Source organism: Paenibacillus sp. VT-400 (assembly GCF_001029205.1).
Classification (GTDB): domain Bacteria; phylum Bacillota; class Bacilli; order Paenibacillales; family Paenibacillaceae; genus Paenibacillus; species Paenibacillus amylolyticus.
Genome location: NZ_LELF01000047.1, coordinates 1 through 24,184, shown reverse-complemented (window position 1 = coordinate 24,184; position 24,184 = coordinate 1). Strand labels below are relative to the sequence as shown.

Genomic DNA, 24,184 nt, shown 5'->3' with positions numbered 1-24,184 from the left:
GTCTTTGGATAATTTGAGTGTTTCTAAGCTCAAGCATGAGAAAAAAATTGCAGCAAGATGGATTGATGCCTCCAGCCCGCGTCTGTTGTTGCTATGACCCAAAAGAAGTTTTTGGAAAAGGAATGAAAAATCTATTTTATAGGAATTTTTGATTTCACAACTTGCTGGGATTTTGATTAATTACTTCAAACAGCTTGGCTATTTTAAGTTTTTTATACGTAGGCATTATGAATTACTTTTTGTGTGAGGGCCTAATGATATAAATTTTGAGTATTCTATATCGTTGCTTGTATTCTTTGAGTTCATAAATTCTCATTTGAATAAAGATTATTCATTGATTATTTGTTTATTGATTTTCATAATTGGAGGAACATATGGAGGAAGTTATTCTCAGCCTTAAGAAAAAAAAATACTATACGTTGTTTGTTTCGATAATATTGATTTCGTTATTGTTACAGTTTACTACCTTAAAAAATATTGTATATAAAGTATATAAATGGCAGTTGTTTCAACCAGAAACAATACATGGAGTAATGGAGATTTCATTGATTGTTCTTCTATTTTTGATCTGTATTCTATTTTTCAAAGGGTACTGGAGTGTTTTTTTTGCAACCTTAGTTAGTGTTATATTTTTAATTTTCCATGGGGTGTTCATATCTGCACTTCTTGTTTTATTGTATTTTGAAGCTATGATATCGGTTGGACGGTCAATTTCAAAATATATGTTTATCAAAGATAATAAAAATCAGTATTTAGTATTTTTCTTGATTGGATTCCTAATATGGAGTTTTATAGCCATTGTCAGTTCTTATTTTAACTTCGGAACCTTTAGTGATTTGAGAATAGTAACTGTAGTTTTAACATTAGCAAGTTTCCTTAATGGAGTTAATACCCCCTTTGTTATAAGTCTCTATATTAGAGCAACAAAACTTAATCCAAGAGAGTTGTTGCTTGCCTTCTTTTTATTGCTTTTGGTATTGATTCAATTCGGAAAAACTAATACTTTATTAGCATATGAATATGATTCTGTGTGGTACGGTTTACGACCAGAAGCGGTTCTAGTTGGTAATAGTTCCTTTTTTGACAATCTTGGTTTTTTGAGTTTCGTACATGTGTATCCTAAGCTCTTTGAGCTATTTAGTATTCCGCTAAGTAATTTAGGGAATTATAGTTACATTCTTTCTATAAATGTTATGTTTTATTTATTTATAATTTTCATTATTTATTCTTTACTAAGAGAACTAAATTTAGATAAATTTAAATCTCTGTTTTTTACCTCTTTAATAAGCTGTGTGCCCGCTCTATCAAATATGGCCTCAACAGCTAAAACAGACTTATTTTCTACTACACTAGTTCTTCTTGGGTCTCTCTATATATGGAGATGGATTATTAGTTTGCAAACAAAGGATAACGTTCAAACAGGATATTTCTGGATAGCGATAATTGCTTTCATTCTTTCTCTAGGCGGAAAGTCAACGAGCATATTGTATGCGCCACTCGTTATATTTGGAGTTATAATTTATTTAATGATTAATGGAAAGTTGTTTGGTATCAAAACAATACTTCGTGGAGTTCGTACTAATTATAATTATTTAACACTATTTGTGGTCTCAGTTGCTGTATTTATAGGGATTTGTTATCGGACATACAGGATAACGGGGGTTCCTATGTATCCAATCGTGGGTGGATTGTGGGAATTTCTAGGGTTTAAAGTGAAGTATCCCTTTCTTATGAAAAATGTTGGTGATACTTCTACATCTGCTTCTTTTAAGTTAATTGATATTTTTGGTCGCTGGTATCATATGTTTCTTGATCCTCAACCCTTTGGGCACGTAATAATGCTCTGGATTGGAAATATATTTTTATTTTTATTCTTTCTTTTCCTGGTTTTTAATGTGTGCAATGTTAAGAGAATATCAAAAGATAGCTTTCTTCTTTTAGTATTACCAGTTTTCCTTGCGTGGTTGTATTATGGAACTACATTGCCAAACGGAGGAGATGGTAATGTTTATCAAATTCCTTTGATTTTATCAATGATAGGTTTATTTAAATTTATTTCGACAGTTTCAATGCTCCAATTAAGAAAAGTAGTGTTTGTTTCACTTATTCTATTTGTGCCTTTACAATTTCTGACCATGTTTATATCACATCCATCGTGGAGCTATGGCCTCTCACCATTACAACTTCCGTTTCACGAAAATAACACACAAAAATTTGAACGTAAACTATTCGAATATAAGGGTATGTTAGGTATTGAGAATTATTTAAAAAATACTGGGAATATGGAGAAATGCTTGGGCTTTGGTGATGATGTCGCCTTGAATCAGCTTTCATGTCGAATGGAAACCGTTAACGCCTCGGCATCCGATTATTTGGGTAATTCTAAAGTATTTTCTGATATGGAAAGTTTAATTAATTATCTAAAATGGAATGATACGCAATATATAATAATGCCTCATTCTAATTCTGGAGAATGGCCATTAGTTTATAATTTACTTGATCAAATAAGATCTGCGAGTCGAGCTAATGGAAATATAATAGCTGACAATCAGTATGATCTGATTAAAATTGATTTTGCTACAATTCGAAATAATTTGAGTAATGATGTTGAGTATTTAGATGGTTGGTACAATTATGAAGGAGGTTACAGGTGGATAAGCAAAAAAGCAACCGCACTGATTACGACCGGAAGTGAAGGGGGAATTGATATAAATGTTAGTTTGCCGGAGAATTTAAAAAAAGCGACGCTGAAGATATATATCGACAACAAATTATACCGGACAGAGTTCTTAGAAAAGGGTCAACGCCAATTAAAATATGACTTGGACAAAAACAAAAAAATGGAAGTGCGTCTGGAATTAGATAAATCGTTTATTCCGAACAAAGTTGGTACGGGAGAAGATACAAGAGAGTTATCTTTAGTTGTTAATAGCTTTAAGGTTAAATAGTTAGACTTAAGTTAGTTGAAAGAGTTTAATTGTTTTCAAGAAAGGAAGAATTATGAATATCTCTATTGTTACTACAATGTACCGTTCCGCCACGTACCTTCCTGAATTCTATACAAGAATCAAAAAAAATATATCCAAACTTGGTTTGTCCCATGAAATTATTATGGTTAATGATGGGTCGCCTGATGATTCACTGGATGTTGCAATAGGAATACAACAACAAGATCCATGTGTGAAAGTAATAGATTTATCTAAGAATTTTGGTCATCACAAAGCTATATTAAGTGGTCTCTCTCATACTAAAGGCGATTTGGTATTTTTATTGGATTGTGATTTGGAAGAAGAACCAGAAAATCTAGAGATCTTCTACGAAGAATGGTTACAAGGTAACAATGAGTACGATGTGATCTTTGGTGTGCAACAGGAAAGAGAAGGGACGTTTTACAGAAAGATTGCAGGTGATTTATTTTACAAGTTATTTAATTTAGTATCAGATCAAAAAATCCCCAAAAATCCATGTACGATTCGGTTGATGACTAGGCGTTATGTCAGAAGTTTATTAGAATTCAAAGACCAAAATGTTTTTCTTGCAGCTATGTATGAGAAGGTAGGATATAAACAAAAGCCATTGGCTATCAAAAAGACCTACAAAGGTTCTAGTTCCTATAATCTTATTAAAAAGCTAACATTAATGATGGATGGGGTCACTTCTTTCAGCAGTAGGCCACTTCTACTTATTATGGGCAGCGGATTTTTTATTGCTTTTCTCTCATTAACCTATGCTTTCTTCTTGGTATTCCAAAAAGTGTTTTTCCAATCAGTAATAGGAGGATGGACCAGTGTAATGGTTTCAATCTGGTTAATGAGTGGTCTTATTATATTTTCTGTAGGAGTAGTAGGGATATATATATCAAAAATATTCAATGAGACTAAGAACAGACCAATTTCTGTGATTAGAAAAATATACGAGGAAGGACATGGGGACTATGAAAGTGTTAATAACAGGTAGTACTTCACCACTGGCAAGGAATTTGTATCATAGTTTATCTTCTAAGCACGAAGTGTTTTTGTCAGGAAGAAACCATGATGCCGAAGTCTATATTGATTTCTCTGACCTTAATTTAGAGATTCCCAATCTTCCAGAAAATCTTGATGTTATTATCCACTGTGTCGCTAGTTTCGAAGGAAATTCAGTTAAAGAAGCTATGCGAAATGAAATTGTTAATTCTTTAGGTTCGTTTAAGATTATGCAAGTTGCCGAACGAACTAACTGTAAGAACATTATATATATATCTTCTCTATCTACTTATAGTCATGCTGAAAATGAGTATTTTGGGTCCTATGGATTATCGAAACGGCATGGTCAAGAGAATTTAGAGTTTTTATGTTTATCGCAAGGAATAAATTTTACTGCATTATTGGTATCTCAAATATATGATGAGCATTTACAATTTTTTAAACATCAGGGGATGTTTTATCGGATCATCAAGCAAGCTTACGAGGGACAAGATATTAATATTTTTGGGAATAAAGATCCGTTAAGAAATTATTTGCATATTAAAGATTTAGTGAAAATCATTTCTAAGACGATCGATTTGAGGATTAATGGAAAATATAACTGCACTTATCCACGCTCCTATAAAATAGGTGAATTAGCAATGCTGGCTCAGTCTGTTTTTAATAAGGGCGGAACCATTAATTTTCTAAGGGACAAACCTGATATTGGAAGTATATATATTCCTGATGATTGTGAATTATATACTATGTTAGATTACAAACCAGAAATTGACTTGAAGCAAGGTATTGAAATGCTTAAGCTACAATATGATCTAAGAGAAAGTGGGAAATAGTCCTTGTATAATATTCTCGTTACAGGCGTAGGAGCTATTATCGGATATGGGATAGTAAAGTCGCTAAAAAAATCAAAATATCCCGTTAATGTTGTAGGAATGGACATTTACGAGGATGCTGTTGGACAGCATTGGTGTGATCATTTTGAAAAAGGTGTTATGGCGAAGGATCCGTTATTTACGGATTTTCTAATAGAAGTGATTGGTAAATATAAGATTGATCTGGTTATTCCTGGGATTGAACAAGATATAACTCGGATATCTGCAGATTATGAGAAATTAGGCAATACAAATGTTAAATTTGTCATTAATAACAGAGAGTTACTTCATGTATCTGACGATAAGTGGTTGACACATCAGAAGCTTGAGACCGCTGGAGTACAATCGATTCCTTCTTATATACAAGGAGAATACCATCATATTTCTAATGAGGTCGGTAAACCTATGCTTCTTAAACCAAGAAGATCTTATGCTTCTAAAGGTATTTTGGAGATTGACAATGAAGCGGACTTTGACTATTGGAAAAAGAAAATTGGAGCCAACTTTATGGTACAAAAAATTGTTGGTGATTCGAGCAGCGAGTATACTGCTGGTGTGTTTGTAACAAGAAGTGGACAATCGCAAAAAATTGTTATGCAGCGTCAATTGAGTGGAGAAGGTTCAACTTCCAAAGCGAAAATTGTCAAAAATCAAGTACTAGAAGCTGAGATTGATAAATTGGTTCAAATATTCAGACCAGAGGGACCAACAAATTTTCAGTTCAGATATGAAAACGGACATTACTATCTACTTGAGATAAACCCAAGGATTTCTTCTTCTACTTCTTTACGATCTTCCTTTGGATTCAATGAGGCAGAAATGTGCATTGAATATTATTTAGAAGAAAAAGACCCCGAATTAAGGGAATTGAAAACAGGAAATGCTGTTAGATATATTGAAGATTGGATAAATTATGATAGCGATAATCTCTGATATTCATGGCAACTATCCAGCATTGTCTGCTGTATTAAAAGAGATTGATTTACTGGGGTGTAAGCAAATCATATCACTCGGAGACATTGCCGGATACTATTGTATGGTAAACGAGTGCATAGAGGCGTTAAAGAACAGGAATATCATTCATTTGATGGGAAACCACGATTATTATTTAGTTAATAATATCACTTCTGGACGTTCCAAAACAGCTGATCGATGTATTTTGTATCAGAAAAAAATATTAACTTCCGAAAATTATAGTTGGCTTAGTGATTCAAAAAACTTACATGAAATAAATGATGTTTGCTTTGTGCACGGAGGCTGGAATGATTACTTAGAAGAATACCTTTATTCAGTTTCCGAAGAATATTTTAGGAAGTTAAGATGGAACTATTTTTTTTCAGGTCATAGTCATGTTCAGTTTAAGGTTCAACTAGGAAATAAATTATATTGCAACCCGGGATCAATCGGACAACCAAGGGACGGTGATCCGAGAGCTGCTTATGCATTACTGCGTGAAGATAAATCTATTGAATTACGAAGAGTTGAATATGCTATCAAGGACGTAGCCTATGAGATGGAAAGGTCGGGGTTTGAATCCTATTTTTACTCTAATTTATATACAGGTGAGAAAATAGGAGGAGGCATCTCGAGCATAAAAGTTAATGGTGGTGAATTATGAATAGAGTGGCTGTTCTTCAATCAAGTTATATTCCGTGGAAAGGTTACTTCGATATTATTCATGATGTCGATGAGTTTATCTTCTACGATGATGTCCAATACACAAAAAATGATTGGAGAAACCGTAATAAAGTCAAATGCTCCTCAGGTACTCAGTGGCTTACGATTCCTGTACAGAGTTCTAATGCTTCGTTGATTTGTGAGGTTATGCTACCTGAGACTAACTGGAATGTTAAGCACATGAAAACAATAGAAGCTTTATATTCGAAAGCACCATATTTCAAAAAATACAAAGATTTCTTGGAGTATGTCTATATGGAACGAAGTTGGAATAGTTTATCCGAACTCAATCAGTATCTAATAACTTCTATTTCTAGTGAATTTTTAGGCGTCTCAACAGATTTCAAAGATTCAAGGGAATACAAGAGTGAAGGTAACAAGTTAGACAGATTACTCGATTTACTATCTAAGTCTAAAGCTGATCTTTACGTTTCAGGACCAGCTGCTAAGGATTACATTGATAGTACTCGTTTTGAAGAACAGGGGATTGAATTAGTATATAAAAATTATGACAATTATCCAGAATACAATCAATTTCACCCCCCCTTTGAGCACTATGTATCGATTTTTGATGTGTTATTCCATACTGGGCCGGATGCTTCCTATTTCATTTGGGGCTGGAGAGAAGATGAAAATTGAACTAAGAAAGAGCTTTCTATTCCTATCTTTAAGTGTTATTTTTCAATCAAGTGCTTCTCTTTTTTCAAAATATGCTGCTGAAACTGTCAGAGAAGGTAACTTATTATTCTTAATTACTAACAGCTACTATATGTTGTCTTTAGCATGTTTATTTTTTCAGGCTCTATTCTGGCAATATACACTTAGAGAGTTAGAATTGTCAGTTGCTTATCCATTTACAGCTTTGAACAATATTCTGATTGTTGCTTTCAGCTATTTTTTATTCAATGAAGAAGTCACTTTCAATAATCTAATCGGAGTGCTTATTATTATGATTGGTATAATTATTTTAAATATAAAGAGCGAAGAGAAATGATCATAATTCTTAGTACATTGTTGGTCTTGATTAACAGTCTAGCTCAAATTCTACTGAAATTAGGTGCAATGAGAAGTAGAGAAAGTAAGGCAATACTCTCAATTAATATACCTATTTTAATAGGCTATTTTCTTTTTTTAGTAACAACAGTCTTATCTGTTTATTTATTGAAAGTTATCCCATTAAAGAATTTTACGTTAATCATTGCTCTAAACTACATTGTTACTTTATTGTTTTCATATATTATATTAAAAGAAAAACTTTCCAGACAAAAGTTTCTTGCAAGTTTCATGATTATTGTCGGAGTAATTGTATTCAATTTATAACGCTATAAATATTGAAATATATGATAGGAGCTCTTCATCAATGATATTATTTAACGTACCTGCTGTTACAGGAAAAGAACAAGAGTTTATCGAAAGAGTTGTTCAAAATCGCAGGTTTTCTGGTGACGGAGAATTTACTGGTTTAAGTAGCAGATGGATGGAATCAAAATTCGATACTACAAAGGCTCTGTTGACAACATCTTGTACCCATGCTCTGGAAATGTCAGCTATATTAGCTGACATTAAAGAAGGAGATGAGGTTATTCTACCTTCTTATACCTTTGTCTCAACAGCAAATGCCTTTGTGTTAAGAGGGGCAAAAATTGTCTTTGTCGATATTCGTCCAGACACGATGAATATTGATGAAACTTTAATAGAGGCGGCTATTACTCCTCGTACTAAAGCTATAGTTCCTGTTCATTATGCAGGTGTGTCTTGTGAAATGGACGCCATTATGGAAATAGCTGAGAAATATAACTTATTTGTTATTGAAGATGCGGCGCAAGGAGTTATGAGTAAATATAAAGGTAAGTATCTTGGAAGCATAGGACATTTAGGGTGTTATAGTTTCCATGAAACCAAAAATTATAATTGCGGAGAAGGCGGAGCCTTACTTGTGAACGAGCTACCATTCGTTGAAAGAGCAGAAATAATTAGGGAGAAGGGTACTGATCGTTCCCGATTTTTCAGGGGCCAAGTAGATAAGTATACATGGGTTGATTTAGGATCATCGTATTTACCAAGTGAAATAAACGCTGCTTTTCTATACGCTCAATTACAAACAGCAGATGTAATTAATGAGAATCGTAGGAAAAGTTGGGATTTATATTACAGGGAATTAGAAGAGTTGCAACGTCTCGAGAGGATTACATTACCTTTTATACCTGATAATTGTATTCATAATGCGCATATGTTCTATTTGAAGTGTAAATCTCTTGATGAAAGAACGCGGTTGATAAACTTTTTGAAAAGTAATGAAATACAGAGCGTATTTCATTACATACCCTTACATTCTTCAAAAGCAGGAGAAAAGTTTGGTTATTTTCATGGAATGGATAATCACACTACAAAAGAAAGTGAGAAGCTTTTAAGGCTACCAATGTATTATGATATGAATAGTAGCGATATTGGTAAAGTTATTGAAATGTTATATAAGTTCTACCTCTAAAATAATAATTAGGATGTGACTACATTGAAAGGAATAATTCTAGCAGGTGGGACAGGCTCACGCTTGTATCCCTTGACCAAAGTTACTAATAAACACCTTCTTCCTGTGGGGAAGTATCCTATGATTTTTCATTCCGTATATAAACTAAAACAAGCCGGTATTGTGGATATTCTGATTGTTACAGGTAAAGACCATATGGGGGATGTTGTCAATCTGCTTGGTAGTGGTAACGATATGGGGGTCACTTTCACATACAAAGTTCAAGATGAGGCTGGAGGTATCGCTCAAGCTCTGGATCTCGCTAAGCATTTTGTAGGAAATGATCAAATGACCGTCATATTAGGAGATAATGTGTTTTCGGATGATATCGTTACTTATGTAGATAATTTTAGGGTACAGGGAACTGGAGCCAAAATTTTGATTCAAGAGGTTTCGGATCCGCAACGTTTTGGAGTACCTGAAATTGAAGGAACACGCATAGTATCCATTGAAGAAAAACCGCAGTTGCCTAAAAGCAACTATGCAGTTACTGGAATATACATGTTTGATAGCCAGGTCTTCGACATCATCAAGACACTGAAACCCTCTGGACGTGGGGAGCTTGAAATAACCGATGTAAACAACGCATATATTCAAAAAGGAGAGCTAAGCTTTGATATCTTGCAAGGTTGGTGGACCGATGCCGGTACGCATGCCTCTCTTGCACGAGCTAATGAGCTTTCCCAAAAGATTGTGTTCGGAGAAGAGTTTGGAAAGTTAAAATTATAATAAAAGGGGAGTTCAATCATGAAAGTGACTTCCTCCAAGTTGCAAGGCGCAATGTTGCTTGAACCAGTCGTTCATGGAGACAATCGTGGTTTCTTTATGGAGAGTTATAATGAACAAATCATGAGGCAGAAGGGACTAAGCCATCATTTTATTCAAGATAATCAGTCTCTTTCTACACAGCCAGGTGTGCTTCGTGGCCTGCATTATCAAATCAATCCAAAAGCTCAAACCAAGCTGGTTCGTGTTATTGCTGGAGCGATCTACGATGTTATCTTGGATATACGTACAGGATCTCCGACATACGGCCAATGGGAGGCATTCATTCTTAGCGAATATAACCACCGACAATTGCTGGTTCCCAAAGGGTTTGCTCATGGTTTTTGTACGTTGGTACCGAATACCCAAGTATTTTATAAAGTGGACGAATACTATTCCCCTGAAAATGATCGTGGAATATTATGGGATGATCCAACACTGGGTATAGACTGGCCTACATTAAATCCAATTTTATCAGAGAAAGACAAACAGCATCCTCTGTTTAAGGACGCAGAGATGAATTTTTAGATAGTGAAGTAATTAGGAGGTTTCAACTGTATGAAACTGCTCGTTACCGGCGGTGCCGGATTTATCGGAAGTAACTTTGTCATGTATATGCTTGAGCAGTACCCAGACTATGAGATTATCAACGTGGATGCACTCACATATGCTGGCAATCTGGAGAACTTAAAGTCACTTGAAGGCAACAAGCGACATACCTTTGTTAAAGCAGATATCACTGACGCCAAGGAGATGGACCGCCTGATCGGTCAGGGCGTGGATGTGGTTGTTAACTTTGCAGCTGAGTCTCATGTGGATCGCAGTATTCTGGAACCGGATGTGTTTGTAAGAACGAACGTCAACGGTACTCAGGTATTACTGGATGCTGCCAAAAAGCACAATATTACTAAATTTGTTCAAGTTTCAACAGATGAGGTGTACGGCTCTCTCGGACCTACCGGATTGTTTACGGAAGAGACCCCACTTCAGCCGAATAGCCCGTACTCTGCCTCCAAGGCTGGAGGAGATTTATTGGTACGCGCTTATCACGAAACCTTTGGTCTTCCTGTGAATATTACACGCTGTTCTAACAATTATGGACCGTTCCAGTTCCCGGAAAAACTCATTCCACTTATGATCTCGCGTGCGTTGAATGATGAAGCTCTGCCTATATATGGAGACGGGCTGAACATTCGAGATTGGTTATATGTAGAGGATCATTGCAGTGCGATTGATCTGGTCATCCACAAGGGACGCAATGGTGAGGTGTATAATATTGGTGGCAATAACGAGAGAACCAATGTACACATTGTTGAAACGATCCTGGAGCAGCTCGGTAAACCCGAATCTCTGATTCAATACGTACAGGACCGTCTTGGACATGATCGCAGATATGGTATTGACCCGACCAAAACGATGACTGAACTCGGCTGGAAGCCCAAATATAACTTTGAGACGGGAATTCAAGAAACCATTCAGTGGTATCTCGATAACAAGGAATGGTGGACACGTATTCAGTCTGGTGCCTATCAGGATTACTATGCGAAGCAATACGGTTCTCGTTTGGGAGACGCCAAGGCATGAAGGTGCTTGTGACTGGAGCTAACGGACAATTGGGCCGGGATATGGTGCTTCTTTTGGAAAAAGAGGGGCATGACGTCATGGCTTGTGATCGCGAACAATTGGACATTACGGATCAGTTTCAAAGCAATGATGTTATATCGACGTATCATCCAGAGGTGGTTATCCATTGTGCGGCTTATACTGCGGTGGATGCCGCCGAGACGGATGTAGATGGAGCCTACCTAATCAACGCCACAGGAACCCGAAATATTGCGGTAGCTGCTGAGCGTATTGGAGCAAAGCTCATTTATATCAGTACGGATTATGTATTCGACGGTACCTCCGAAGAGCCTTACCAAGAATATGATAACACGAATCCCCAGAGCGTCTACGGTAAGTCCAAGCGTGCGGGAGAGCTGTTGGTGCAATCTTTATCTTCCCGATGGTTTATTGTCCGCACTTCGTGGGTGTATGGCGTTTATGGTAATAATTTTGTGAAAACTATATTGAAACTTGGTCAGGAGAAGCCAAAGCTTCAAGTTGTACACGACCAGAAGGGATCACCCACGTATACGGTTGATTTGGCCTACTTCTTGCATGATTTAATGAGTACTGAAAAATACGGCGTCTACCACGCTTCCAACAGTGGGGCATGTACATGGTATGAATTCACTCAAGCAATTTTTGAGGAGGCTCAGTTATTATCTGGTTTCCATATTCAAGCCAAAGTTGATCCATGTGCTACAGATCAGTTTCCTCGCCCTGCCCCACGCCCGCGAAACTCAGTGATGGAGCATCTGTCGATCCGTACCAATGGTTTTAATGATCTTAGGCCTTGGCGTGAAGGACTGTGCGATTTTTTGAAAAAAATATCCGAAGTACAAAATTAAGCACTCTAATCTCCCGCCCATTAATGGTTGAGCGGGAGATTTTTCATGGTATAGAAAATATCTATAATACCTTTCAACTGCTACCTCCTCCAAAATATGATATACTCTCGTTGGATAGATATCGTCTATCTTAAGAATTGATAGTTTATTGAAGCTTGCTTTTACCATGTATATTTCGTATGAGGACAAGTTCCAGTTTTTATATAAAGAATCACAAGTCAGGAGTTTTACAAATGGCCCAAGTATCAGAAGCTTCCCATTCGGTCGGTTTACAATCAACAGAGGCATTTCAAAAGGTCGACACTAGCATCATCATCGTCAATTACAACACCCTTCAGCTGACGCTGGATTGTCTGGACTCTGTCTATGCCTCCAATACTTCATACAGCTACGAGATCATCGTCGTGGACAATGCCTCGCAGGATGATTCTGTGCAAGCGATCCGAGAGGCATATCCACAAGTGCATCTTATAGCTAACGAAGACAACACAGGCTTCGCAGTTGCCAACAACCAAGGCATGAGAGTAGCGAAAGGACGCTATATCCTGTTACTCAATTCTGACACCGTTATTCAGCCGGATACGCTGCAAATTATGGTCGGATTCATGGACCGCTACCCCGAGATGGGGGCCTCAGGCTGCAAAGTCATCCTGCCTGATGGCTCCTTGGATAAGGCTTGTAAGCGTGGATTTCCTACACTATCGGCTTCATTTTATTATGCATTCGGTGTTTCTCGTCTTTTCCCTGATCGGCCGAAGTTCAATCAATATCAACTGGGACATTTGAGCCCGGATGATGAATATCCGGTAGACTGTCTTGTTGGTGCGTTCATGCTAGTGCGGCGTGAGACGGTTGACCAGGTTGGCGGGTTGGATGAGACGTTCTTTATGTATGGAGAAGATATTGACTGGTGTTATCGCATCAAAGAAGCGGGATGGGGAATTTTTTATTATCCGCGTACATATATTGTGCACTACAAGGGCGGCAGTGCTCGTCGTAAACCTTTGAAAATAACGTATGAGTTTCATAGAGCGATGTGGGTGTTCCACCGCAAACACTACGCGAAGAAGTACAATCTACTCACGAATACGGCTGTGTGGATGGGGATTTCACTCAAGTTTACGTTATCTTTATTACGCAGCAAGTTGTCTCCTCCTTCCCGTCAAGTGCGGACTGAAACCCGCCTGAGAGCGGAGAATGAAGCATCTTCCGAGGTGAACCCATGATTCGGCGTAATCAACGATTTCTAACCCAATTGTATATTGCGGCTGATTTTGGCGTGATTCAGCTTTCGTTCTTGGTGGCTTGGTGGCTGAAATTTGAGAGTGACCTGTTAACGAACCAAAATCCACTACCTATAGAGAAATATATGATGTGGAGCTTGGTTTACGCAGTTCTTGCCATCATCACAGGACTGATGTCCTCTCTTTATGTAGCCAAGCGGAAAAAACGATTTGTAGACGAACTTTGGAAAATTCTCCAATCTCATGGCATAGCCTTCTTCATGCTGCTGAGTCTGATGTTCTTTTTCAAGGAAGTAAACATCTCTCGTGCATATCTCGCCATGTATATGATTGGCAATGTATCATTCACACTATTCTATCGTTATATAGTGAAAGTACAACTGAAACGCTTCCGTAAAAAAGGATTTAACCGTCAGTTTGTGCTCATCCTTGGTGCTGGATCACTAGGTAAACGTTTCTATGATAACCTTAGAAATTATCCCGAACTTGGATACGAAGTAACTGGATTTATGGATGATTATCGTCACTGGGATGAGAGTGAACAGAAAAGATACAAACCTATTCTCGGCCGAATAGACGAACTGGAAGAGTTCTTGTCTACGCATCTTGTTGATGAAGTCATTCTGGCATTACCTCTGGATGCTCACGATAAGTATTCACATATTATCAATGTGTGTGAGAAGGCAGGAGTTCGGACACTAATCATTCCTGATTTCTTTGATTACTTGCCAGCACGGCCGCATTTCGATAACTTTGCGGGTATGCCCATGATTAACGTTCGCGACATTCCACTGGATATTGCGGTGAACCGATTGATGAAGAGAACTTTCGATATTCTTTTCTCTCTTACTGCGATCATCTTAACTTCTCCGGTAATGCTCGTTGTCGCGGTAGGAGTACGACTTACTTCTTCTGGGCCCGTCATCTTCAAACAAGAGCGAGTAGGACTTAACCGACGCAACTTCATGATGTTCAAATTCCGCTCGATGAAAGTCATTCCTGAGGGCACAATGGACACAGGGTGGTCCACCAAGAATGATCCGCGACGAACGGCTTTTGGCACTTTTATAAGACGCACAAGCCTGGATGAGTTACCTCAATTTTTCAACGTTTTGCTTGGTCATATGAGTGTAGTTGGTCCAAGGCCAGAGCGTCCATACTACGTGAATCAATTCCGGGATGAAATTCCTAAATATATGATCAAACACCACGTCCGACCGGGAATAACAGGATTGGCACAGAGCAAGGGATTACGAGGAGATACCTCGATTGAGGATCGAATTGAACAAGATATCTTTTACATTGAAAATTGGTCTTTATTATTTGATATCAAAATCATATGGGAGACTATTCGCAAAGGCCTTAAGAATGCTTACTGAGATTCACAATTCATTTAATCTTGCATACCACCATTTAACAGCCGCCTCGGGCGGCTATTTTGTTTTGCCCCTCATCAATTCGGGTAGTTAGCTAACAAAAAGGTACTGAGGATGTGAAAGCTATATGAAACGCATTGCCGCCGTGTTAATACTACTGATCGTTACCGTGGGCACACTCTTTTTCGCCTACGAAAGTGAGAGTGAGGAGCAACGGGACGGATTTACTGCTTATAGATTAATCGCCCATGCGATGGGCAGCATTCGTGATCAACCATATACCAACGCCTATGAAGCGATGATTGCCAATTACGAGAAAGGCACACGTGTATTTGAGATCGACTTTATGTTAACCTCGGATCGCAAAGCCGTAGCCAGACATGAATGGACCGCTAATATGAGCAAAATGCTAGGACAAGACGAAGAGCTTCCGGAGGATAAACAGGCCGGGGCGTTGACACATGATGAATTCATGGATACGCCAATCTTGGGCATGTATCAACCCATGGATGCCGATGGCATTATAGATGTACTGGCCGAGTATCCGGATATGTATATCGTAACCGACACCAAGGAACAGAAGGATGAGGATATTCAGCAGGTGTTAAGATCCCTCGTGGATGCAGCGGAAGAACATGATCCATCCGTGCTGGACCGGGTGGTTGTACAGATCTATAACGAACCGATGCTCGAAACGGTGAAAGAAGTCTATGCATTCCCTTCCATTATCTATACGTTATATGCCACACAGGATACAGAAGCTCAGGTTGTTGATTTTGTACAAAAGAATGATATTGATGCCGTGACTATGCCGGAATATAAAGTAAACCAGAATTTCGTCGCCAAGCTGAATAGTGCAGGCTCAGTCACCTACGTGCATACTATCAATGACACTGAACAGGTGGCTAACTATGAGAAATGGGGCGTGTACGGGGTCTACTCGGACGTGCTGACGGAGCAGGAACTGGATGAGATGAATACACGTTTTGCCTGGAAACCGTAAAAATTCATGTTTTTCTGTTCCCCTTTTTATACGAACATTGACACTCACTGTCTGCTGACTTAGACTTAGTTTACAAGCTTTCTAGGATGCAGAAGAACCTCTGGAGGAATGTTCGTTGATAGACATGATTAAGCAGTGGAGACATGTATTTAAGCTTGACCCGGACCGGGAAATTACAGACGAAGAACTCGATCTGGTCTGCATGTCGGGGACCGATGCAATTATCGTCGGCGGATCTTCCGGGATTACCTATGATAACACGGTAGACCTGTTGTCCCGTGTGCGTCGTTATGAGTTGCCATGTGTGCTTGAAGTATCCGATCTGGAGGCTGTTGTTCCCGGCTTTGATGGATATTTGATCCCCATGGTCCTGAATGCAACAGACAGCAAATGGATGATTGGGCACCACCAGCAAGCCATAGAGCGTTATGGTTATCTTATTCCTTGGGATCTGCTTATTGCCGAGGGTTATATCGTCCTGAATGCAAACTCCACGGTAGCGCGGTTGACTGGTGCAGATACGGATCTGACGACAGGAGCTGCGGTGGCATATGCCCAGGCAGCGGAGCGTCTGCTCAATCTTCCAATTGTATACATGGAGTACAGCGGAACGTTCGGAGATATGGAGCTTGTTGGTGAGACACACAGACAATTGGATCGGGCACACCTTATCTACGGCGGCGGAATTGATGATCCTGAGAAAGCCTCGCAAGCTGCGCAGGTGGCAGACACCATCGTGGTAGGTAACATTGTGTACAGCGATTTAACTAAGGCACTTGAGACGGTGTTGGCTGTAAAAGGAACCATTTAATCGGTTTAGTTTACCATTCCCCCATTTTCCCCTTATGATCTGTTAAAATAGAACTTTGCCCTTACTAATTAAAGAAGTTATATGAGCGTAATGTCGTTTACACGATAACAAAGAGGAGAGAAGTGAGCTGGAGAAACGAAATGCTCGTTAAAAGCTTTCTGTAAGAAAGCTAAATCCTAAGCATATTTCTATTACCTGATTTTGTTCTTTTTTTACTAAGAAATTCGTATACAGGGACTATGTTTACACGAGAACGAAGAGGACAGAAATAAGCTGGAGAAGCGGAGCGTTCGCCTTTATTACCGGATTTTTACCTTTGAAAAGTAGATCGAAAAATCCGGGAATAACAGCGATCGGAAGATTATTCTGTCATCGTAGTGATGAGTGTAACCGATAGCTCACTTATACCGACCAACCAACGAAAGGAGCATGCATGCATGCAACCTGTAAATATACATGATGCCGTTGCACGGCTTAACACCCCTCAACGGCAAGCCGTCGAGGCGACGGATGGCCCGCTGCTGATTATGGCCGGAGCGGGCTCCGGCAAGACCCGGGTGCTGACACACCGGATTGCCTACCTTATTGCAACACGGAAGGCACCCCCGTGGGGCATTTTAGCGATTACATTTACGAACAAAGCCGCCCGTGAGATGCAAGATCGTGTATCCCAACTAGTTGGTGGCTCCCAAGGCCGCGACATATGGGTATCCACGTTCCACTCCATGTGCGTGCGTATTTTGCGTCGTGATATTGAACGTATTGGCTTTACCTCCAACTTCAGTATTTTGGACTCATCGGACCAATTATCTGTTATTCGCAGCTGTATGAAAGACCAGAATATTGATACCAAGAAATTTGAGCCCAAAGCAGTTCAATCCATGATGAGCACGGCCAAGAATGAACTGATCAGTCCGGAGCAATATGAGAAGCAGTCGGGAGACTATTTCGAGGGTATTGTGGCGAAGGTATATAAGATGTATCAGAAAAAGTTAAGAGCCAACAACTCACTTGATTTCGACGATCTCATTATGCAGACCATTCAACTGTTCAAAGAAGTGCCGGAAGTCCTCGACTTTTACCAAAAGAAATTCCAATACATTCACGTGGACGAGTATCAGGATACGAACCGTGCACAGTACATGCTGTGCCGCATGCTCGCTGACAGTCACCATCACATCTGCGTTGTAGGGGATAGTGACCAGTCGATCTATCGCTGGCGTGGGGCGGATATCAGCAATATCCTGAACTTTGAGAAAGATTACCCTGAAGCAAGTACGATTTTGCTGGAGCAGAACTATCGTTCAACTTCCAATATCCTGAATGCAGCGAATGAAGTGATCGGCCTGAATACAGGGCGTAAACCGAAGAAACTGTGGACGGACAAAGAGGGTGGTTCGAAGATCAAGGTGTACCGTGCGGATTCCGAGCATGATGAGGGGTATTTTGTTACCTCCGAGATTAGTAAAAATGTGAAGAACGGCAAATCCTATCAGAACCATGCCATTTTGTACCGTACCAACGCTCAGTCCCGGGTTATAGAGGAAATTCTGATCAAGTCTGATATTCCGTATCAGATTGTCGGCGGCATCAAGTTCTATGATCGTAAAGAGATCAAGGACATTCTGGCGTATCTGCGCCTGTTATCTAACCCGGACGATGATATCAGTCTTACCCGGATCATTAATGTACCGAAACGTAGCATTGGTGATACAACGGTAGCTAAGCTTGCGGCTGCGGCAGGAGAGCGTGGAATTTCTATTTTCCGTGTACTTCAGGTCGTAGATGATCTTGGTTTTGCTGGTCGTACGCGGAATGCGCTGGTGGAGTTCTATGACATGATCGCTGCGTTGCATCAGATGGTAGAGTATCTGTCTGTAACTGAACTGACCGAGAAGATTCTTGAGATGAGCCAATACCGTCTTGAGATGCAAAATGAAAACACACTCGAATCCCGTGCACGGCTGGAGAACATTGAAGAGTTCCTGTCGGTAACGATGGAATTTGAGAAAAATAATGAAGATAAAACGCTCGTGTCGTTCCTCACCGATCTTGCATTGATTGCTGACATCGACAGCATGAACGATGATGAAGAGGATCAGAGCGACGCTGTTACCCTGATGACCATGCACAGCGCCAAAGGTCTGGAGTTCCCGGTTGTCTTTATCGTAGGTATGGAGGAAGGAGTCTTCCCGCATAGCCGTGCCTTTATGGACAATGAAGAATTGGAAGAAGAACGCCGACTTGCTTATGTAGGAATCACCCGTGCGGAAGAGCAACTGTTCCTGTCTTGTGCCCAGATGCGGACCTTGTTTGGACGTACAACAGCGAACCCGCCTTCCCGCTTCCTGGATGAAATTCCGGATGAGCTGAAGGAAGACACCTCCATGGCTCGTGATCGTTACCGTCGTGGAAGTAGCGGAGGCGGCTCATATGGTGGACGTGGGTTAGGCTCTAGTGGAGGAAGTAACTTCGGTGGCGGCACCAAGCTCTTTGATCACCAAAGTAAAAGCGGTTCATCTGCTACCTCATCCACGCCAACTTCGCGTGTGACCACAAGTGTCTCCCGCCCAACATATTCTACGCCATCATCTGCTTCCAAGCCGGTAGCTTCTGATGGTGAAGCAGGATTCAAGGCAGGAGATAAAGTGCAGCATGGCAAATGGGGGACAGGCACCATTGTTGCGGTCAAAGGGACAGGTAATGATACCGAACTGCAGATTGCCTTCCCGGCTCCGGTGGGTGTGAAACGTTTGCTTGCCGGATTTGCCCCAATTACGAAAGTAGAATAAGAACGAAACCTCCTTTTGCACGATAACAGAGAGAGCAGAAATAACTTGAAGAAGCATAGCGTTCGCCTTTATCCCCGGATTTCCACCTTTTAAAATGGATTAAAAGAAGTCCGGGGATGACAGCGATCAGAAAGTTATTCTGTTATCGGAGTGTCAGTGTGGATATTCATTCATTGAAATTATGTAGTGATATCAACGATGGAACGTTTTTCTGTTATCACAGTTCAGTGCAATAGGAGTGTTCGTTCTACATATATAGATCAAATTAACGGAGGGATGGCCCTGTATGGACCCGATGCACCGGATGGAGCAACTCGTTACCGAGCTGAACCAGCATAATTATCAGTACTACACGATGGATCAGCCACAGATCAGCGATAAGGAGTATGATCTTCTGTACGATGAACTGGTTACGCTGGAACAGGAAAGCGGCATGGTTCTGCCTGATTCTCCAACACAGCGTGTGGGTGGCGAACTGCTCAAGGGGTTTACCCCGCATCGCCACTTATCTTCCTTATGGAGTCTGGACAAAGCACAGAATATTGAGCAGCTTCGGAGCTGGAATACCCGTGTACTGAAACTGATTAATGACTATAACAGTAAAAATCCCGATACGCCTTTACCGGAACCAGGTTATGTCATTGAGTTGAAGTTTGACGGATTGACGCTGAACCTGACATACACCAACGGTGAGTTGGTGCAAGCCTCTACACGAGGGAACGGTACCGTAGGTGAAGGTATTTTGGCACAGGTAAGAACGATCCGATCCGTTCCGCTCAAAATTCCTTACACAAGCGGTACGATTGAAGTACAGGGTGAAGGCATCATGAATCTGTCTGTCCTGGATCGATACAATGAGACAGCGGCAGAGCCACTCAAGAATGCGCGTAATGCAGCAGCAGGAGCGCTCCGCAACCTGAATCCGAAGGCGACGGCTGAGCGTCGGTTGAATGCTTATTTTTATAATGTAGGTTATTCGGATGACATTCAGTTTGCCAATCATCAGCAGATGATGGACTTCCTGCGTGAGAACCGATTCAAAGTTAATCCATCCATCACGTATTTCCATGAGTTTGATGATGTGATGGAACAATTGGCTGCGATTCAGGAGAACCGGGGTCAGCTGGACTATCTGATCGATGGAGCTGTTATCAAAATTACGGACATGCGCACCCGCGAAGTGCTGGGTTATACCGATAAATTCCCTCGCTGGGCGGTGGCATATAAATTCGAGGCTGAAGAGACCACGACGGTTCTTAACGCTGTGGTATGGAATGTGGGCCGTACTGGCAAAGTAACTCCGTTGGCACGCGTAGAACCGGTTGAACTTGCTGGAGTAACGGTACAGAACTGTACTCTTAACAATGTCGGCGATATTGAGCGCAAAAATCTGAAGTTTGCTCTGGGTACACGGGTCTTTATTCGCCGCTCCAACGACGTCATTCCTGAGATTCTGGGCAAAGTGACGGAGGAGAGTGATGGCGAGGAGATCGTCTTCCCTGAGCAGTGTCCTGCATGTGGATTCCCACTGGAGCAACGCGGAGCGCATCTGTTCTGTAACAATAGACTTGCGTGTAAACCACAAACGGTGGCACGTATTTCCCATTTTGCTTCCCGTGATGCTATGGACATTGAGACGTTCAGTGAGAAAACGGCGATTCAGTTGTATGATGAATTGAACGTACGTGAGCCTGCCGACCTGTATACGTTACAGTTTGATGATCTGGTGAAGCTGGAGCGATTTGGGGAAAAGAAAGCGAACAACCTTATCGCTGCGCTTGAGCTTAGTAAAGATAGAGACTTGGCTTCCTTCTTATACTCACTGGGTATTCCGAACACAGGTAAATCGACAACGCGCATGCTGGCTGATCATTATCGAGATCTGCACGCCATTATGAATGCAACCGTGGAAGAACTGGTTGAACTACCCGACGTCGGTGGTATCGTGGCTGAGAGCATCGTAAACTTTTTTGCAGATCCGTTTACACAGGCTGCGATTGAGAAAATGCTCAACTTGGGCGTGAAAGCTCAGGCACCTGAGGCACCAGCCGTTGCTGTTGTGGAAGATTCCTTCTTCAGTGGTAAAACGGTCGTCTTGACCGGAACGCTGCACCAATTGACGCGGGAAGAGGCAACGCAAAGACTGGAAGCGCTCGGAGCGAAGGTGACCGGCAGTGTGTCGAAAAAGACAGATCTGGTGATTGCCGGAGAGAAGGCAGGTAGTAAACTAACCAAAGCTCATGATCTCGGTATTCCAACGATTGAGGATGAGGACGAACTTGTACGTCTTTTGAACCCACAGGGTTAGAGGATAAATGAACAAAAGAGTTCATATAAAAAAAGCCCCCGAAGACACGAATATATGATCGGGGGCTTTTGCTATTTATTGAATTACTTTTACAACGAATGAACGCTCACCAATTTTATCTTATCTGATCATGACCCACTTAAATTGTTAGGAATGCGTTGAGATGCGCCTGTAAGCCATGCATCCTTGTCATATCCTCGCTCTTCCCAGTAACCGATATGTTCACTGTCGATGAGTTCAATGCGATTCAACCATTTTACTGATTTATAGGCATACATCTGAGGAATGACGAGCCGTACCGGACCGCCAAGATCAGCAGGGATAGGTTTGCCATCATGCATGACAGCGACCATAATATCTTCCATTTGCGCTTGATCCATCGTAATGGCATCCGTATACACACCATCACCGGAATAAAATTTCACACTGTGAGCTTCCGGTTTGACCCCGGCTTGTTTCAAAAGCTGTGCAAGAGAGATACCTTCCCAGGTATTCTTATATACAGACCAGCCCGTTACACAGTGAAAATCACTAACCTGTACGGTGCGCGTCAGCTTCACGAATTGTTCCCAATTCCAAACCTGTGCCCGTTCAACCAGTCCATCAATTCGGAAAGACCAGTTAGCATTGGAGAAGGACGGTATAGGCGTAACCGTATATACGCGGAAATGACCTTCAGCTCCGCCTCCAATGGGAGGTGAAGAGGCAGACAGCGGTTGTGGCAGAGGAACCATACGGTTAGGATCGTTCTCCAGCATGCTATCAATACTATTATCGATCTTGAGATTTCGTCCTACCCAGGATATAAAAGTAGGACCAAGAGTCACGGCGAGACCAACCCCCACAGCAGAACGGATGAAAGCTCGTCGTGTATACAACGGTTGAGGTCGCTCCTCTGATTTGAGGGGATCTCTCTCGGAACTGCGATCAAACTGGGAAGAAGATATAGCAGCCGGAGTTTCTTTTTCATCCGATATTGAATCAGATGGGTCAGCTGTATTTTGAGTTCGTGTTGAAGTTGTAGTGGTTTTAACCGCACGACGTGCAGGATCCTTTAACCATTTGGTCCGAGTGATGGAGTGATAGATAATATAAGGTAAGCCCACCCAAGTCAGCAGGTCATGGATCAAAAGTGCAGCATTCGACCATCGAGGTCCAGCTAGCTTGAACTGCCATAATACAATACCCGAGATGAGCCAGCCTACCAGCAGCGCAAGAACAAAGATGGTGTTCACCCTTTGCCAAGGCCTATTTCGAAGTTGTTTCCAGTGCTTTCCGGCCAAAATCAAGTAATATACTACGGGTGCCAGCATAGCTAGCCCAACGATGATATGTAGCCATTTTAACCAGACACGTCCAATTCCGAGTATCTCGCGCCAAAAGCCGCCTACCAGCATAAGACCTGTTATAGCAAGGATCACAACAATCCAGGCATTCCAAGCATGGATGGAAACCAACTTTTTGCCGTAACCTTTGCGTCTGTTCTTCAACCATTGCTTCAAGTGCGATCACCCCATATAGGTTAGTAATGAGTTTATTCAGAACTTTGATATGTAATAGCTAGCTGTGAATGGAGTACGTGATCTGTGTAAAGGTGCAATGCGAGATGGTTATACGATTGTTCATAGGCTACTTATGAAAGTAGTACACTTGACTGCTTAACCTTATCCCTATATCTATATACCTTATTATAGAGTTTTTGGATCACTTTCTTCAAACCATTAGAAGGGCAGGGATCGTTATCCCATCTTGGGTTCAGAGAATGTGCTAATCTGTCGAATACAGGTTGGAAACAAGACACCGTAGATGAAGATATGATGATATCAAAAGGTTGATTAAAAATGCTTGCGAAATAAATCACTACGTGATATATTATTTCTTGTCGCTTCAAACGAATGATTGTCATAATCATTTGAAAGATGACGAAAACAAAGTGTTGACAGTAAGTTAGTTAACATGATATGATAAGATTCCTGTCCGGTTGACAAACATCAACATAAACGGACATACAAGTTCCTTGAAAACTGAACAAATGGATAGTAACTTTTGATTCACAATGAATCGTCAGATTCAAAATGAGCTTATCGCTCTTTTCAATACTTTATTGGAGAGTTTGATCCTGGCTCAGGACGAACGCTGGCGGCATGCCTAATACATGCAAGTCGAGCGGACTATCAGAGAAGCTTGCTTCTCTGATAGTTAGCGGCGGACGGGTGAGTAACACGTAGGCAACCTGCCCTCAAGTTTGGGACAACTACCGGAAACGGTAGCTAATACCGAATAATTGTTTTCTTCGCCTGAAGGAAACTGGAAAGACGGAGCAATCTGTCACTTGGGGATGGGCCTGCGGCGCATTAGCTAGTTGGTGAGGTAACGGCTCACCAAGGCGAC

Annotated in this window: 20 protein-coding genes and 1 rRNA gene; 20 read left to right on the top strand and 1 reads right to left on the bottom strand. The window is 40.9% G+C overall.

Annotated elements, in window-relative coordinates:
* The first annotated feature begins 374 nt into the window (after nt 1-374).
* The 19 genes from EL84_RS02700 (at nt 375) to ligA (ending at nt 21,793) form a co-directional block, all read left to right on the top strand.
* Complete coding sequence (locus EL84_RS02700; protein ID WP_047840625.1) at nt 375-2,948, top strand: hypothetical protein; 2,574 nt, start codon at nt 375-377, stop codon at nt 2,946-2,948.
* Nucleotides 2,949-3,000: 52 nt separating this feature from the next.
* Nucleotides 3,001-3,957, top strand: a complete 957-nt coding sequence (locus EL84_RS02695; RefSeq protein ID WP_047840624.1) for a glycosyltransferase family 2 protein — start codon at nt 3,001-3,003, stop codon at nt 3,955-3,957.
* Nucleotides 3,926-4,798, top strand: coding sequence for an NAD-dependent epimerase/dehydratase family protein (locus tag EL84_RS02690; RefSeq protein WP_082218817.1), 873 nt, complete (start codon nt 3,926-3,928; stop codon nt 4,796-4,798). The genes EL84_RS02695 and EL84_RS02690 overlap by 32 nt, the downstream gene beginning before the upstream one ends.
* 3 nt (nt 4,799-4,801) lie before the next feature.
* On the top strand, nt 4,802-5,770 hold the full coding sequence (locus EL84_RS02685) for an ATP-grasp domain-containing protein (RefSeq protein ID WP_047840622.1): 969 nt from the start codon (nt 4,802-4,804) through the stop codon (nt 5,768-5,770).
* Nucleotides 5,751-6,455: a metallophosphoesterase family protein gene (locus EL84_RS02680; RefSeq protein WP_047840621.1), complete on the top strand. Its 705-nt coding sequence runs from the start codon at nt 5,751-5,753 to the stop codon at nt 6,453-6,455. The genes EL84_RS02685 and EL84_RS02680 overlap by 20 nt, the downstream gene beginning before the upstream one ends.
* Nucleotides 6,452-7,153, top strand: a complete 702-nt coding sequence (locus tag EL84_RS02675) for a WbqC family protein (protein ID WP_047840620.1) — start codon at nt 6,452-6,454, stop codon at nt 7,151-7,153. The genes EL84_RS02680 and EL84_RS02675 overlap by 4 nt, the downstream gene beginning before the upstream one ends.
* On the top strand, nt 7,143-7,508 hold the full coding sequence (locus EL84_RS02670) for an EamA family transporter (protein ID WP_047840619.1): 366 nt from the start codon (nt 7,143-7,145) through the stop codon (nt 7,506-7,508). Before EL84_RS02675 ends, EL84_RS02670 begins: the two co-directional genes overlap by 11 nt.
* Nucleotides 7,505-7,834 (top strand): EamA family transporter, encoded by a 330-nt coding sequence (locus tag EL84_RS33030; protein WP_047840618.1) that lies wholly within the window; start codon nt 7,505-7,507, stop codon nt 7,832-7,834. The genes EL84_RS02670 and EL84_RS33030 overlap by 4 nt, the downstream gene beginning before the upstream one ends.
* A 40-nt stretch (nt 7,835-7,874) precedes the next feature.
* Nucleotides 7,875-9,002, top strand: coding sequence for a dTDP-4-amino-4,6-dideoxygalactose transaminase (gene rffA / locus EL84_RS02660; protein WP_047840617.1), 1,128 nt, complete (start codon nt 7,875-7,877; stop codon nt 9,000-9,002).
* Between the two features lie 24 nt (nt 9,003-9,026).
* The gene (locus EL84_RS02655; protein ID WP_047840616.1) at nt 9,027-9,770 is read left to right on the top strand and encodes a sugar phosphate nucleotidyltransferase; all 744 of its coding nucleotides are present in this window, start codon (nt 9,027-9,029) and stop codon (nt 9,768-9,770) included.
* A gap of 18 nt (nt 9,771-9,788) precedes the next feature.
* Nucleotides 9,789-10,334, top strand: coding sequence for a dTDP-4-dehydrorhamnose 3,5-epimerase (gene rfbC, locus EL84_RS02650; RefSeq protein ID WP_047840615.1), 546 nt, complete (start codon nt 9,789-9,791; stop codon nt 10,332-10,334).
* Nucleotides 10,335-10,364: 30 nt separating this feature from the next.
* Nucleotides 10,365-11,390, top strand: coding sequence for a dTDP-glucose 4,6-dehydratase (gene rfbB / locus EL84_RS02645; protein ID WP_047840614.1), 1,026 nt, complete (start codon nt 10,365-10,367; stop codon nt 11,388-11,390).
* Nucleotides 11,387-12,259: a dTDP-4-dehydrorhamnose reductase gene (rfbD, locus tag EL84_RS02640; RefSeq protein WP_047840613.1), complete on the top strand. Its 873-nt coding sequence runs from the start codon at nt 11,387-11,389 to the stop codon at nt 12,257-12,259. The genes rfbB and rfbD overlap by 4 nt, the downstream gene beginning before the upstream one ends.
* A 233-nt stretch (nt 12,260-12,492) precedes the next feature.
* Nucleotides 12,493-13,485, top strand: a complete 993-nt coding sequence (locus EL84_RS02635; protein WP_082218814.1) for a glycosyltransferase family 2 protein — start codon at nt 12,493-12,495, stop codon at nt 13,483-13,485.
* The gene (locus tag EL84_RS02630) at nt 13,482-14,882 is read left to right on the top strand and encodes an undecaprenyl-phosphate glucose phosphotransferase (RefSeq protein ID WP_047840612.1); all 1,401 of its coding nucleotides are present in this window, start codon (nt 13,482-13,484) and stop codon (nt 14,880-14,882) included. Before EL84_RS02635 ends, EL84_RS02630 begins: the two co-directional genes overlap by 4 nt.
* Before the next feature lie 124 nt (nt 14,883-15,006).
* Nucleotides 15,007-15,882 carry a phosphatidylinositol-specific phospholipase C/glycerophosphodiester phosphodiesterase family protein gene (locus tag EL84_RS02625; protein WP_047840611.1) on the top strand — a complete coding sequence of 292 codons (876 nt, stop codon included), beginning with the start codon at nt 15,007-15,009 and terminating at the stop codon, nt 15,880-15,882.
* Between the two features lie 115 nt (nt 15,883-15,997).
* Nucleotides 15,998-16,693, top strand: a complete 696-nt coding sequence (locus tag EL84_RS02620) for a heptaprenylglyceryl phosphate synthase (protein ID WP_047840610.1) — start codon at nt 15,998-16,000, stop codon at nt 16,691-16,693.
* Between the two features lie 437 nt (nt 16,694-17,130).
* Complete coding sequence (gene pcrA / locus EL84_RS02615; RefSeq protein WP_036612363.1) at nt 17,131-19,485, top strand: DNA helicase PcrA; 2,355 nt, start codon at nt 17,131-17,133, stop codon at nt 19,483-19,485.
* A gap of 286 nt (nt 19,486-19,771) precedes the next feature.
* Nucleotides 19,772-21,793, top strand: coding sequence for an NAD-dependent DNA ligase LigA (gene ligA / locus EL84_RS02610; protein WP_047840609.1), 2,022 nt, complete (start codon nt 19,772-19,774; stop codon nt 21,791-21,793).
* 128 nt (nt 21,794-21,921) lie between these two features.
* On the opposite strand, the gene EL84_RS02605 is transcribed toward ligA, so the two are convergent.
* Nucleotides 21,922-23,295 carry a molybdopterin-dependent oxidoreductase gene (locus EL84_RS02605; protein WP_047840608.1) on the bottom strand — a complete coding sequence of 458 codons (1,374 nt, stop codon included), beginning with the start codon at nt 23,293-23,295 and terminating at the stop codon, nt 21,922-21,924.
* A gap of 599 nt (nt 23,296-23,894) precedes the next feature.
* Between EL84_RS02605 and EL84_RS02600 the strand changes: the two genes are divergently transcribed.
* A 16S ribosomal RNA gene (locus EL84_RS02600) occupies nt 23,895-24,184 on the top strand; the annotation flags it as partial.